General features: G+C 36.5%; 13 protein-coding genes. 5 read left to right on the forward strand and 8 right to left on the reverse strand.

Annotated features, from left to right (window positions below; all coding sequences use genetic code 11):
• The first annotated feature begins 111 nt into the window (after positions 1 to 111).
• Positions 112 to 801: a type 1 glutamine amidotransferase domain-containing protein gene (locus NST14_RS22770; RefSeq protein WP_000728501.1), complete on the forward strand. Its 690-nt coding sequence runs from the start codon at positions 112 to 114 to the stop codon at positions 799 to 801.
• Positions 802 to 844: 43 nt separating this feature from the next.
• On the opposite strand, the gene NST14_RS22775 is transcribed toward NST14_RS22770, so the two are convergent.
• The 8 genes from NST14_RS22775 to NST14_RS22810 form a co-directional block, all read right to left on the reverse strand.
• Positions 845 to 1,483, reverse strand: a complete 639-nt coding sequence (locus tag NST14_RS22775) for a TetR/AcrR family transcriptional regulator (RefSeq protein WP_001233025.1) — start codon at positions 1,481 to 1,483, stop codon at positions 845 to 847.
• Between the two features lie 156 nt (positions 1,484 to 1,639).
• A complete protein-coding gene (locus NST14_RS22780; protein WP_000919612.1) occupies positions 1,640 to 2,302 on the reverse strand; it encodes a type 1 glutamine amidotransferase domain-containing protein in 663 nt (220 codons plus the stop codon).
• A gap of 101 nt (positions 2,303 to 2,403) precedes the next feature.
• Positions 2,404 to 2,628 carry a spore germination transcription factor GerE gene (gene gerE, locus NST14_RS22785; RefSeq protein WP_000659484.1) on the reverse strand — a complete coding sequence of 75 codons (225 nt, stop codon included), beginning with the start codon at positions 2,626 to 2,628 and terminating at the stop codon, positions 2,404 to 2,406.
• 165 nt (positions 2,629 to 2,793) lie between these two features.
• Positions 2,794 to 4,098, reverse strand: coding sequence for a purine/pyrimidine permease (locus NST14_RS22790; RefSeq protein WP_000398837.1), 1,305 nt, complete (start codon positions 4,096 to 4,098; stop codon positions 2,794 to 2,796).
• A gap of 30 nt (positions 4,099 to 4,128) precedes the next feature.
• Positions 4,129 to 5,028 (reverse strand): DMT family transporter, encoded by a 900-nt coding sequence (locus NST14_RS22795; RefSeq protein WP_000198921.1) that lies wholly within the window; start codon positions 5,026 to 5,028, stop codon positions 4,129 to 4,131.
• Between the two features lie 245 nt (positions 5,029 to 5,273).
• Complete coding sequence (locus tag NST14_RS22800; RefSeq protein WP_001181865.1) at positions 5,274 to 6,518, reverse strand: amidohydrolase family protein; 1,245 nt, start codon at positions 6,516 to 6,518, stop codon at positions 5,274 to 5,276.
• Positions 6,519 to 6,531: 13 nt separating this feature from the next.
• On the reverse strand, positions 6,532 to 7,782 hold the full coding sequence (locus NST14_RS22805) for an amidohydrolase family protein (protein WP_000114203.1): 1,251 nt from the start codon (positions 7,780 to 7,782) through the stop codon (positions 6,532 to 6,534).
• Positions 7,783 to 7,891: 109 nt separating this feature from the next.
• Positions 7,892 to 9,457 (reverse strand): glutathione ABC transporter substrate-binding protein, encoded by a 1,566-nt coding sequence (locus NST14_RS22810; protein ID WP_001211304.1) that lies wholly within the window; start codon positions 9,455 to 9,457, stop codon positions 7,892 to 7,894.
• A gap of 334 nt (positions 9,458 to 9,791) precedes the next feature.
• Between NST14_RS22810 and nikC the strand changes: the two genes are divergently transcribed.
• The 4 genes from nikC to NST14_RS22830 are packed head-to-tail and all read left to right on the forward strand — an operon-like array spanning position 9,792 to position 13,646.
• A complete protein-coding gene (gene nikC / locus NST14_RS22815; RefSeq protein ID WP_000453816.1) occupies positions 9,792 to 10,691 on the forward strand; it encodes a nickel transporter permease in 900 nt (299 codons plus the stop codon).
• Between the two features lie 15 nt (positions 10,692 to 10,706).
• On the forward strand, positions 10,707 to 11,627 hold the full coding sequence (gene nikB, locus NST14_RS22820; protein WP_000928487.1) for a nickel ABC transporter permease: 921 nt from the start codon (positions 10,707 to 10,709) through the stop codon (positions 11,625 to 11,627).
• Positions 11,628 to 11,641: 14 nt separating this feature from the next.
• Positions 11,642 to 12,658 (forward strand): ABC transporter ATP-binding protein, encoded by a 1,017-nt coding sequence (locus NST14_RS22825; protein WP_001034321.1) that lies wholly within the window; start codon positions 11,642 to 11,644, stop codon positions 12,656 to 12,658.
• A gap of 1 nt (position 12,659) precedes the next feature.
• Entirely contained in the window at positions 12,660 to 13,646 is a 987-nt protein-coding gene (locus NST14_RS22830) for an ABC transporter ATP-binding protein (RefSeq protein ID WP_000102013.1), read from the forward strand.
• Positions 13,647 to 13,702 lie beyond the last annotated feature (56 nt).

Below are 13,702 nucleotides of genomic sequence, written 5' to 3' on the forward strand. Positions count from 1 at the left end.
CTAATTTCGAATCCGATATAAGGAGGACTAACACGGTTATTCAAATTTGCAATTTCTAACTTAATAAAATAATGAACTTGTATACGGAAGAAACATTACAGGAGGATTATGATGAAGAAAAAAATGTTAGTTGTATTAACGAGCGTTGAAAAATATCCAAATTTAAATCGAGCTACTGGCCTTTGGCTTGGTGAAGCTGTTCATTTCGTTAAAAAAGTTGAAGAAGCTGGTTACGAAGTAGATTATGTTAGCCCACAAGGTGGTTATACACCGATTGATCCGCATAGTTTAGCAATGGCGGAGAGCATCGATTGGGAATGGTATCAAAAGAAAGAATTTATGAATCGCCTCGGTTCTACAATAAAACCGAGTGAGGTGAATCCAGAAGACTATGCTGTTATTTATTACGCAGGTGGTCACGGTGTGATTTGGGACTTCCCTGAAAATAAAGAACTCCAAATGATTAGCCGTAGCATTTATGAAAATGGCGGAATTGTTTCCTCTGTTTGTCACGGAGCTGCTGGTTTATTTCATATTACATTAAGTAATGGGGAACGTTTAATTAGCGGTAAAAAAGTAACAGGTTTCTCAAATGAAGAGGAAAAACTAGCTGAATTAGATCAATTCGTTCCATTTTTAACAGAAGATGAACTTATTAAAAATGGAGGAATTTACGAAAAAGCAGCGCAGCCTTGGGAAGCTTTCGCTGTAGAAGATAGTCGTGTTATCACTGGTCAAAACCCAGCTTCAGGTGGTCCAGTAGCTGAATTAGTATTACAACACTTAAAAAAGAACATGTAATAAAAAAAGCAGATTTTCCATTCATATAGGAAAATCTGCTTTTTTACGAAATCATTTGCAAAATAGCCATAACTTCTTTTTCAATTTCAGAATCATCAATCGCTTCTATATAATCCGGTTTAAACAGTTGATACTTCTTTAGTTGATAAAAATCAAGTATCGCTTTCTTTAACGTAATATCGTACTGAATACAAAAAGAATGATCTATAATACGCCTTAACATCACATCATCTTGCACCATAAATAATTGTGCGTTCATTTTATTAAAGTAACCTTGTTCCATACCAGCTTCAAAAAACATTTGCAAATTATGATTACGATTTTGTTGTGCAGCGACTAACCGATCAGATAAGTGCGGATATGCCTCTTTCAAATCTTGTAAAAAGACATCTGAAATGTATGTCACACATTTTAAAGAGTGAATAAACGTCTTTTGGAAACGTTCTGCAAAAGACATACTTTCATCTTGATTATCCGCATCCCCTTCAAGAAGATAGTTCATAAAATCTTCTACCACAGCTTCAATAATCTCATCTTTTGAAGAAAAACGTTTATATAAAGTAGCTTTACTAATATCCATATACTTCGCAATTTCATCTATTTTCAATTGACTAAAACTCGTTTTTCTAATAACGGGCTTTATTTTATTAATATAAGTATTTGCACACGCAACTTTTCTCATTAAAAGAGCCTCCCCTTTTGTCCATACAAAATAGTATAGCAAATTCACGATTAATTATAAATGAAGTCACTATACTCAATACATCTTTTTAGTTTAAGGGGTCATTTATCCTATAGAAAAAGTGCCCGCTACCTTTATGAGTAACGAGCACTTTTTCTATACTTTATTTACAGCTCTTCTTATAGCTTTCCCTATTTCCATACTAGACTGCGGATTTTGCCCTGTAATTAAACGCCCATCTACTACGACGTGCGGCGTAAAATTTGGAGCAACATAAAACAAAGCCCCTTCTTCTTTCAATTTATTTTCTAACAAAAACGGCACTCGCTTTTCTAAATGTACAGCTTTTTCCTCATCATTTGTATAACCTGTTATATGCTTACCCGCACTAAAAAACGAGCCGTCCTTATTTTTCACACCGACTAAAGAACTTACTCCGTGACAAACAGCCGCTACAATTCGGTTGTCGTTGTACATATTCACAATTAAATTTGCAACATATGGATTACCTGGAAAATCTACAATCGCCCCGTGTCCACCACCAAATAAAACCGCATCATAATCCGAAAAATGAACATTTGAGATTGGTTTCGTATTTTGCAATAAAGAAGCGACATGCTTAAATTCACGAGGTATCCCGTTCGGAATAGAAACTCTATCAATCGGCACTCTACCGCCCTGTATCGACACAATATCAACATCAAACTTAGCCTTTTTAAACAAGTTATAAGGAGCTGCGAGCTCTTCCAGCCACAAACCAGTCGGGTGTCCATTCATATCATGAGCGCTTGTTGAAACTAACAATATCCTTTTCAACATATCCCCTCCTTACTACTTATTTATGTATGGAGTGTTCTTATCATTCATATAACGCATGAAACAAAAAAATAGCCGACTCTTTATATAAGTCGGCTTTCTTTTTATAACTCGAGCTCTCCCATACGAAGAAGCTCAACAACTGCTTGTGAACGTCCTTTAACCCCTAGCTTTTGCATTGCGTTTGAGATGTGGTTGCGAACTGTCTTTTCACTGATAAAAAGTTCACCTGCAATTTCCTTCGTTGTTTTATCTTGAACCAGTAATTCAAATACTTCTCTCTCTCTCTTTGTGAGTAAAGGTTTAGATTGATACGCTTTTTCCTTCAACTGGTATAACCCTCCTTGCTTAAGCCAGAGCTGTGTATGTGTAAGTTGGGTGTTTATTTAGTCAAGATATTGTATGAACGAAATGTGCGGGTGGTGAATGAAAATGGGCTTTATTTCACATGTTATTTTAGACTTTTATACAGTGCGTTCACTCTTTGTATCCACTTACTTTTCGGTACGCCATATTTGTTCTAGTAATATGCTGACAACTGTACCTACGAACAAACCATTTCCAAATATATATTGTATGACAGACGGCAAGGATTGGAGCGCTCCAGACGGTAAAAACATAACGCCGCTACCAAATAATACTGCAACGCCTAAAATTGTTACATTCCTTTCATTAAGCTCCACTTGTTTTATATTATTTAACCCAATTCCAATTAACTGTACGAAAGAAGCCATTAAAACCGCAGATGCGACAGCGGATGGTAAAGATGCTAAATAACGAATAATACTTGGGAACAGCGACATTACGACTAGTAACATACATGCTAGTAAGAACGAACGTATATATTTTTGTTTCGTTAAACGTATAAATCCTGCCGTTGCCGGTAACGGCACGACACCTACAGTTGAAAATATGGAAGAAATGATATGTGAAATGCCTCCAACCCACGTTCCATCCTTCAACTGTTTCTGTTCAATAGTCGCTTTTTGAATGGTAGCTTGATTAATCGCTATAATAGCTGCCACTGTATTTGAAACTAAAATACATACCATAACGAAACTTGATACTGCCATACCTGTATTCCATTTTGGAAGTCCCCAAGCAAATATTTGCGGAAGTTGCACAAAATGAGTTACTTGAGATGGAATCGTCACTTTTCCTGCAATGAGAAAAAGAATCCACCCACTAATTAATCCTATTAAAACCGCATAACTTTTGACAAAACCTTTCCCAAAATTAGATAGTATAATAACGAAAAGAAATATACTAAACGCAATTATCGCTGTAAATGCATCAATTTGAGAAACAGTAGCAGTAATTCCTAGCATTCCTTTTAGGAATACACCGCTTAATTGTAAGCATAATAAAAGTAAAAACGTCCCTGTCACAAGTGGCGTAAATAAAAATAAAATACGTCCGATGAAACCAGTTACTCCTAGTCCTATTAAAATAACACCTGAGATTATCATTCCTAATTCTAAAATTTGCAATGTACTGTGTAATTGATCTTGCCCGACCGTTGCGTAAGCAAGTACGGTAAATACGCCAACCCATGATCCAGCTGGTCCATCTGCAATTGGTAGTCTATGTCCAAGCCACCCTTGTAAAAAAGAAGATATACCAACTACAAAAAATGTACGCTGCATTAAATAAAATATTTCCTCCGTCGTAAGATGAAATAATCCGCCAACGACAATTGGTAATGCGATTGAATTCGCTAATAAAAAGATAAACCATTGCAAAGTTCCCATAATATGATTTTGGTTATGTTGATTGTCCAAATTTTTCATCCCTTCCATACATTTCACATAGAAATACACACTATACTATTACGTAGCTTTTCGAAACAAAACTTTTTGTCCCTTCGATTTCTTCCCGTATCCAAATGTCGCAGTGTACACTCCACAAACGATAAAAACAGCTCCAATTATTTGAATAGCTGTTACACTTTTCTGCAATATAATATAGCCTACCACCATCGTAACGAATGGTTCTAAATTTAAAAACATGGCTGCTGTTGATGCTTGTGCTTTTCTCAATTGATTATTCCAAGCCAATGTACAAATTCCATGCATAAGTATTGCTGTCACAATAAGAAGCGACCAACTCTCTATAGAGTATTTCAACGTTATGTGAGAAAAGGTAAAAGCAAGAAACGGTAGCATAATTAAAAAACCAAAAATTGAAGAAAAGAATGTAATCAAAAACATATCTTCTCTGTTCCCCAATTTCCGAATTAAAACGATAGATAAAGAAAAAGATAGCATCGTTATAAAAATCCATATTAACCCTTCTGAAAAGACAAACCTCTGCCCAACACCAATTACAAAAAACACTCCAAAAGTAGCAATTCCCCCTCCTATTACTAACTTAGCTGTTAACGGTTCGTTTAAAATAAATACCGCTAAAATAGAAGTCATGACAGGAGTAAGTGCTAATATTAGCGCAGCTGTTGTTGGATCTGCTGTTTGTAACCCTTCATAAAAAGACCATTGATTAATCGCGACACCTATGACTCCAATTAATAATACACCTTTCATTTCATTCTTTTCTATATATAAGCCTTTCTTACACATAATAGCGTACGCTAGAAAAAACAAATTAATAAATAGTAAGCGAAGTGTCGTTAACAACACCGGATGAAATGTATTCACTAAAATCGCACCAAATATAAAATTACTCCCCCAAACTACTACACATATAAACAGTAATATATATGTACGTGTCATCTATTCCCCTCCTTTTCTCGTAAAAAAGAAGGATTCCTATTCTTTCATTAGGAACCCTTGAAAAAATATATATAAAGTGAAACTTTAATCAGTGGGGGTTTTGTTCATCCCCCACTGATTATTAGTTGAACCAATCGGACTTTTACGGACAGTTGATCCCCCACCTAACTTCTTTGCTTCCGCTGAATTTTGAGGTGGGGGTCTTACTGCCCGTTAAAGCGGGATAAATTAGGGAGATACGTAAATTAAATCAATACGCCTTGAACATGTTGCAAGGAACCTGCTACTATTTTTCCACCTTTCATCACAGCAGGTCGCTGTGCACGTCTAGCTATCGCTTCTGCTGAACAAGTAGCTTGTAAGAAAACAAAATCAGCTTTATCTCCTACTTTAGGCCAAACTTGATTTCCGTCTTGATCCAATGGCGTTTTTCCACCTGTAATATAAGTTAAAGAAGAAGCTAAAGACTTTTCATCAATCCAGCGATACTTTTCCGCTAAACGCCCTACTCTTTCAAAAATATCAGCATTTCCAAATGGTCCCCATGAATCAAACATACTATCGCAACCTAAAGAAACGGAAACACCCTTTTCTGTAAGTAATGGTACTGGCGGCATATTTCTGTTAATTGGTACCGTCGTAATAATAGACATTCCTCTTTCAGCTAATAAGTCTGCCATATCTGCTCCTTCTTCTTTAGATACATCTCCTAGGCTAAACGCATGACTGACCGCAACACGTCCGTCCCAACTAGCCTCCTCTGTATACTGAGCTAACTTTTTAATTGTATAAATACCTAAATGCCCTGCATCATGTAAATGCAAATCAACATCGGCATTTGCTTCTACAGCAATTTCCATCATATCAAAAAGTGATTTTTCAATATTATTATCTACAGTAGCTGGATCTACACCACCTACTAAAGTTGCGCCCATTTTCATCGCTTCTCTCATAAGAGAATGCGCTTCTGTACGAAGTAAACCATGCTGCGGGAATGCTACGATTTCATATGTAAACGCATCTTTCATATTCTCTAAAGTTTGACGTACAGATTCTAAGTTTTTAAGACCGATATACGGATCAATATTTACATGCGTTCGTATATGAGTCGAACCAGCATTTAAAATGTTGCTTAGTAATAACTCTGCTCTCTCTCCAGTTGTTTGAGCTAAAATTGGTAACTCTTGCTGTTCTAACTCTAATCTCTCAATAATATTTTTTACTGGTGTACATGCTTCCCATGGACCACCAAGTCTTGTCTTATCAAGGTGAAAATGATTTTCCACAAACGACGGAAGAACAAGCAATTCTTTCGCATCTTTCATTTCATATTCCGTTTGAAGCGGTACATCCGCAAGTACAATCTTTGCAATCTTTCCATCTTGTATAAGTAAATGATGCAAAGCTGTTTCTGTACCTGTAACTACTTCATTATTAAACTTGTAACCTGTTTCTAATCGTACATTCGTTAACCAATACACATTTTGCATTTCAATCATCCTCTCAAACAAGATTATTTATAGCCGTTTTTTCCAAACTACCAGCAACAACATTCCCTTTATATAAAACCGCACAGCGCTCTGTTTGTCTTGCTACTACCTCGGCTGAACATGATGCTTCTGTAAAGACGATATTTGCTTCATCCCCAATTTTTGGCCATTGACGATTTCCTTGATCATCTAATATAGATTTCCCACCCGTAATAAACTGAAGTGCTTTCCCTAAAGAGCGCTCATCAATCCATCTAAATCTCTCCGCTAGACAATTTGCCTTTTGCAACATATCTCCTGTCCCAAACGGAGACCAATGATCAGTTATACTATCATTTCCTAGCGAAACTTTTACACCTTTACGATTTAATAACGGAACTGGAATTACATGTCTACTAATTGGAACTGTTGACGTTATATCAATACCTAATGCCGCAAGTCGTTCAGCCATTTCCTCCGCTTCTTCTACAGATACATCTCCAAGTCCAAGAGCATGACTAATCGTAACTCTTCCTTGCCACCCTGCTTCTTCTGTTAGTGCAGCTAATCTCTTCATTGTAAATGTTCCAAGTTGATCCGCATCATGTAAATGAATATCAATGTCTGAATCAAACTCTACTGCAATATCCATAATTGTATTCAATGATTTTTCAATATTACCATCTACTGTGGCTGGGTCTACTCCACCTACTAAATGAGCTCCCATACGCATAGCATCTTTTACAAGCCCTACGGAATTACTTCTTAACAAACCGTGTTGCGGGAATGCTACAATTTTTGCTGATAACTTATCTTTATATGTTTCCAGTGCCGCAATCGTTGCTTCTAAATTCCCAAGACCAATTACAGGATCAATATTGCAATGTGTTCGAATATTTGTCGCTCCATTTTCAAGAAGTAATTGCAACATTTTCTCCGCTCTACTCTTTGCAGTTTCTAATTGCTTCGGAAGAATAGTTTGCTCCTCATGAATACGAGTGAATATACTTTTTACTGGTGTACATGCTTTCCATGGTCCACCATAATACGTTTTATCAATATGAATATGCATTTCTTCAAATGCCGGTAATGCCAGTAAACCATTTGCATTTACTACTTCACCATCTTGCTCTGATACAATTCCAGGTAATATGTTCGTAATCTTTCCATCTTCAATAAATAAACTACAAATTTCTGTTTCTGTACTTGTAATTCGCGCTTCCTCATATACGTACCCACATTCAAGTTTTACATTCGTTAACCAATATTGTGATTTCACACTCACTTTGTCAATCTCCCTTCGCAATATGATTTTTCTACTTACAAACGAAACAAAAACAGATAAAAATTTCTATCAGTGTAAAATCATTTTTACACTGATAGAATTTTCTATTTTACTGTAGTTCTACACCTTCCAGTCGCAAATACCCAGATGGATCAATCCAAAATCCTTTTATATTTTTCGTAGTTGCCGCAATATGATTAATCCCTCGAATTGGTACTAGTAAAGCATCCTTTAATTCAATCTCTTGTAACTGTTTATATAATTCTTTTCTCTTCGTCTCATCTTTTTCTTTTCTAGCTTCTTCTATTAATTTATCTACTTCCGGATTACTATAGAAAAATTGGTTACCAGTTGCTCCGTGTGAACTAGAATGGAATAAATTATATTGATTATAGTCACCATCACCTGTTGCGTTTCCCCATCCTCCAACAAACATCGCATGTTCTGATTTATTCGTTGCAGCTAAAAACGCACCATATTCCATAACTTTAATTTCTACATCAACGCCAATCCCTTTTAATTGAGATTGAATTACTTCCACTAACGCCATTCTAACTTTGCTGTCATTCGTCCAAATTGTTGTTTTAAATCCATTTGGATAACCAGCATCTGCTAATAATTTTTTCGCAGTATTAATGTCATACTTATATCCTTTTACGTCTTTCGTATAACCGAACACTTTAGGAGTCATTACGGAGTTTATTTCAGTCCCAACATTGTTATATACCCCTTTTAAAATCCCTTTCGTTTCAATTGCATGTGCAATCGCTTGACGAACGAGCGGGTTGTCAAATGGCTTTTTCTGTACATTAAATCCAATATATTCTACACCTAAACCTTCATTTTCAATTAACTCCATAGATGGTGAATTTTTCACACGTTCTACTTCAGTTACAGGTAAATTCTCTGCAATGTGAGCTTCACTAGTTTCAATCATTCCAATACGTGTTGCATCTTCTGGTACTACTTTGAATACCACTTCATCAATCTTTGATTTTTCACCCCAATAATTTTTATTCTTTTCAAGGCGAATTTCTTCACCTGGTTTCCATGATTTAAAAGTATATGGACCTGTCCCAACCGGATGCTGCGCTAAGCCTTTCCCTTTTTCATCAATTGCCTTCGGACTTAAAATACTTCCTTCATTACTTGCGAAAATAGATAAAAGAGGTGAGTATGGGTATTTCAATACGAACTGTACTGTATATTCATCAATTACTTTTATTTCTTGAATCATGGAATAAACAGTTGCTCGATTTGAACCTACTTTCGGGTCTAATACACGTTCAAAGTTTTTCTTTACTGCCTCAGCATTAAATGGTGCACCATCTTGGAATGTCACTCCTTGTTGCAACTTAAATTCCCAATTTAAATCATCAATTTGTTTCCATTCCTTTGCTAACATCGGCTTAAAATCCATGTTTTTATCTCGCTGTACAAGATTTTCATATACTTTATGGTACACAACACTTGCGGAAGGGATGTTTGTAATAAAATGCGGATCTAAATTATCAGCATCTGACAGTCTAGCAATTGTTAAAACACCGCCTTCTTTTGTTCCATTGCTTCCTGATCCTTCATTTCCTGTCTTCGTATTAGATGAACACCCCGCTAGAAAAACTGAAAGACATAAAATTGTGATAAAACAAATCACAAGTCCCCTTTTGAATCTCATCGCCCTTCCCCCTCCACTTTCTTTTATCTCTACATCCTAAAGTGAAACCTTACATCTAGCTTTCTATCCCCTACTTTCTAATAGCAGATCATTCCACCACCCTTTCTTTTTCAATTTCGTCTATGTATTTGTAATTATAAATAACTTTGCGAAAAAAGTTTTTAAACATCTTTACTTCTATTTGCACTTTCTTTACTTATTGAATTTTCTGAATTATTTTGAAACATCTTTACTTCTATTTGCACTTTCTTTACTTATTGTTTTAAACTCGTTGACTCGTTTTAATTTTCTGATAATTTAATCATAAAGAAAGAAAGAAAGGGAGGTATAAAAAATGGAAGTTCGTCTTTCTAAAGAAGAAAATACTTCTTTGCAAACAATTCAAACGAAGAACACATCGAAATGGATCATTAGCTATCGAAAACTGAAAAAAAATAAGATGGCATTTATCGGGGGTATTATCGTTCTTTTCTATATTTTAATAGCTATATTTGCCCCATTGTTAGCACCCTACAATCCATTTGATATTCAGTTAGTTAACAAATTACAACCACCATCTATGGAACATTGGATGGGAACAGATGATAAAGGCAGAGATATTTTAAGCCGCCTTTTACACGGGACACGCCTTTCGTTACTTGTTGGATTTTCTTCTGTATTTATAGGGGCATTGTTCGGCATTATTCTTGGTATCATTTCTGGTTATTACGGTGGATGGTTTGACACAATCATTATGCGAATCATTGATATTATGCTAGCTTTCCCTGGTATTTTACTTGCTCTTGCCATTGTAGGCGCACTAGGACCAAGTCTTGTGAACGTAATTATCGCTATTGGCTTTTTCTCAATCCCTATGTTCGCTCGTATCGTTAGAGCTTCTACATTAACAGTAAAAAAATTAGAGTATATCGATGCTATAAGAGCACTAGGGGCAAATGATTTTACTATTATTATGAAACACATATTCCCTAACATCTTATCACCTATTATCGTCCAAGCTACTTTACGCTTAGCTACAGCAATTTTATCTGCAGCTGGATTATCATTTTTAGGACTTGGAGCGCAACCACCTTCACCTGAATGGGGTGCCATGTTAAGTAATGGGCGCGACTTTTTATTTACCGCACCACATATTGCAATGTTTCCTGGAATCGCAATGTCTACACTCGTAATCGGTTTAAACATGTTTGGTGACGGATTACGTGATGCACTAGATCCGAGACTTAAAAAATAGAAAGGGGCATTATACATGCTAATGTTTATTTTTCGTAGAATACTACAATTAATTCCCGTTCTTTTCGGCGTTGTATTCGTCGTTTTCTTAATTATGCAAATGGTACCCGGTGACCCAGCTCTCCTTATCGCTGGTGAAGGAGCATCAAAAGAAACTGTCGAGCAAATACGCCATCAATTAGGATTAGACAAACCCTTTATCATGCAATATTTCTCTTATATCGGAAATATATTACAAGGAGATTTCGGGGTTTCAATTCGTTCTAACCGCCCAGTGTTAGACGAAGTATTAATCCGCCTTCCAATCACTATTGAACTCGCACTGTGTAGTATCGTCATTACAGTTGTAATTGGGATGATTGCTGGTATCATCTCTGCTACAAAGCAATATTCTTGGACAGATGTTTCTATTATGATTATCGCTTTGTTAGGTGTCTCATTACCAAGCTTTTGGTTTGGACTTATGCTCATTTTCTACTTCTCTGTCCAAATTCAAATATTCCCGGTTTCTGGTTGGGGAACTTGGATGCACATGGTTTTACCAGCACTTACACTTGGTGCATCTGGCGCAGCAATTGTAGCACGTATGACTCGCTCAAGTATGCTTGATGTTATACGCCAAGATTATATACGAACAGCAAGAGCAAAAGGGGTAAAAGAAAGAGTTGTTATATATAAACATGCTTTGAGAAACGCATTAATTCCCGTTATTACTGTTGTTGGATTACAATTTGGTGCCCTTTTAGGCGGTACAGTTTTAGTAGAATCAGTTTTTGCTATAAATGGACTTGGAAGATTGATCGTAGACGCCATCCGAATGAGAGACTTACCAATGTTACAAGGAGGCGTATTAATCGCCTCGGTCATCTTCGTTCTAGTCAATCTTATTGTTGATATTTTATACCGTCATTTCAATAAACGTATTGAGCTTAATTAAGGGGGTGCACAAACATGAATAAAAAGGAAGAGGTATTACAAGTTAAAGATTTAAAAACACATTTCTTTACAGACGAAGGTGTAAGCAAAGCGGTTGATGGTTTAAATTTCTCTGTTTCTAAAGGAGAAACACTCGGCATCGTAGGTGAATCTGGTTGTGGGAAGAGTATCACTTCTCTATCCATTATGAGATTAATTGACCGAGAAAGCGGCAGTAAAATTGAGGGGAGCATTTTATTTAAAGGAAAAGATTTATTACAACAAAACGAAGCTGAAATGCGTGCAATTCGCGGAAATCAAATCTCAATGATTTTCCAAGAACCAATGACATCTTTGAATCCAGTATATTCTGTTGGGGAACAGATCGCAGAAGCAATTCGTATCCATCAAAAATTAAATAAAAAGGAAGCTTGGAATAAAGCCGTAGATATGTTGAAACTAGTTGGAATTCCTTCTCCTGAAAAGCGTGCAAAACAAGAGCCTCATGAACTAAGCGGAGGAATGCGACAACGCATTATGATTGCAATGGCACTTGCTTGCAATCCAGATTTACTCATTGCAGACGAACCAACAACTGCTCTTGATGTAACAATTCAAGCCCAAATATTATCACTTATGAAATCACTTCAAAAACAACTCGGTATGGGAATTATCATGATTACACATGACTTAGGAGTCGTGTCAGAAACATGCGATAGAGTCGCCGTTATGTACGCTGGAAAAATCGTCGAATATGCAGATATCGAGCATATATTTACTAGTCCAAAACATCCTTATACAATCGGACTTCTTCAATCTCTTCCAAGACTCGATACAGACCAAGAAGAGTTACAAACTATTCCTGGATCCGTACCGAGTCCATACCATATGCCGAGCGGATGTCGCTTTGCTGATAGATGCACACATGCAAAAGAACTATGTCACAATACTCTTCCAGAACTTCAACTCACACAAGATGGAAGTAAAGTTCGATGCTGGATGTTTACAGACCTTTGGGATAAATCATCTTCAGAAAAATTGGAGGTATTATAATATGTCTACTGCTACGCAAATAAATAAAAAAGAGTTATTACAAGTACAAAACTTAAAACAATACTTCCCTATAAAAAAAGGAATTCTAGGACGCTCTATTAACTATATTAAAGCGGTTGACGATATTAGCTTTACAATTTACGAAAAGGAAACTGTTAGTATTGTTGGTGAATCTGGTTGCGGAAAATCCACCACTGGGCGTGCAATATTACGCCTTGATGAAGCAACAAGTGGAAAAATTATTTTTCAAGACAAGGATTTACTAGAATTAAATAACTCAGCAATGCGAAAGGTTCGAAAAGATTTACAAGTTATTTTTCAAGATCCCTTTGCTTCTTTAAACCCTAGGCAAACTGTAGGGAGCATTTTAGAAGAAGCTATAGCCATTCAAAACGTATGCCCAAAAGGTGAAAGAATGGCGAAAGTTATTGAGCTGCTCGGGAAAGTTGGTCTTCCACCTGATGCAGTGAAGCGCTATCCACATGAATTTAGCGGTGGTCAACGGCAAAGAATCGGAATCGCACGCGCCTTAGCTGTTAATCCAAAACTCATTATTTGTGACGAGGCTGTCTCCGCCTTAGATGTTTCAGTGCAAGCACAAGTTTTAAATTTATTAAAGCAGTTGCAACAACAATACGGGTTAACATATTTATTCATCTCTCACGACTTAGCTGTCGTTCGTCACATATCAGATCGCATCATTGTAATGTACCTTGGTACCATTGTGGAGATTGCCGATAAACATTCTCTTTTTAACAATCCGCAACACCCTTACACAAAAGCGCTTCTCTCAGCAATTCCTACCATTAGTGCAGGAACGAAAAAAGAACGCATTGAACTTAAAGGAGACCTCCCCTCTCCTCTAAACCCGCCAAAAGGCTGTCGTTTTCATACTCGTTGTCCGTATGCCATTGAAAAATGCGCTACGCAGCAACCAAGTTTTCAATCTATAAGCGAAGGTCATAAAGTAGCCTGTCATATCATTTGATCCGAGTCTGAATAATAGAAACATTTACAACGCTTTAGTATAATAATAAAAAACAA

Origin of the sequence: Bacillus sp. FSL W8-0519 (genome assembly GCF_038005585.1) — a bacterium.
GTDB lineage: Bacteria > Bacillota > Bacilli > Bacillales > Bacillaceae_G > Bacillus_A > Bacillus_A paranthracis.

What these genes read in the sequence shown, in the direction of transcription:
- NST14_RS22770 (WP_000728501.1), top strand. Translation starts at nt 112, where the DNA reads ATGAAGAAAAAAATGTTAGTTGTATTAACGAGCGTTGAAAAATATCCA.
- NST14_RS22775 (WP_001233025.1), bottom strand. Translation starts at nt 1,483, where the DNA reads ATGAGAAAAGTTGCGTGTGCAAATACTTATATTAATAAAATAAAGCCC.
- NST14_RS22780 (WP_000919612.1), bottom strand. Translation starts at nt 2,302, where the DNA reads ATGTTGAAAAGGATATTGTTAGTTTCAACAAGCGCTCATGATATGAAT.
- NST14_RS22790 (WP_000398837.1), bottom strand. Translation starts at nt 4,098, where the DNA reads ATGGAAGGGATGAAAAATTTGGACAATCAACATAACCAAAATCATATT.
- NST14_RS22795 (WP_000198921.1), bottom strand. Translation starts at nt 5,028, where the DNA reads ATGACACGTACATATATATTACTGTTTATATGTGTAGTAGTTTGGGGG.
- NST14_RS22800 (WP_001181865.1), bottom strand. Translation starts at nt 6,518, where the DNA reads ATGCAAAATGTGTATTGGTTAACGAATGTACGATTAGAAACAGGTTAC.
- NST14_RS22810 (WP_001211304.1), bottom strand. Translation starts at nt 9,457, where the DNA reads ATGAGATTCAAAAGGGGACTTGTGATTTGTTTTATCACAATTTTATGT.
- nikC (WP_000453816.1), top strand. Translation starts at nt 9,792, where the DNA reads ATGGAAGTTCGTCTTTCTAAAGAAGAAAATACTTCTTTGCAAACAATT.
- nikB (WP_000928487.1), top strand. Translation starts at nt 10,707, where the DNA reads ATGCTAATGTTTATTTTTCGTAGAATACTACAATTAATTCCCGTTCTT.
- NST14_RS22825 (WP_001034321.1), top strand. Translation starts at nt 11,642, where the DNA reads ATGAATAAAAAGGAAGAGGTATTACAAGTTAAAGATTTAAAAACACAT.
- NST14_RS22830 (WP_000102013.1), top strand. Translation starts at nt 12,660, where the DNA reads ATGTCTACTGCTACGCAAATAAATAAAAAAGAGTTATTACAAGTACAA.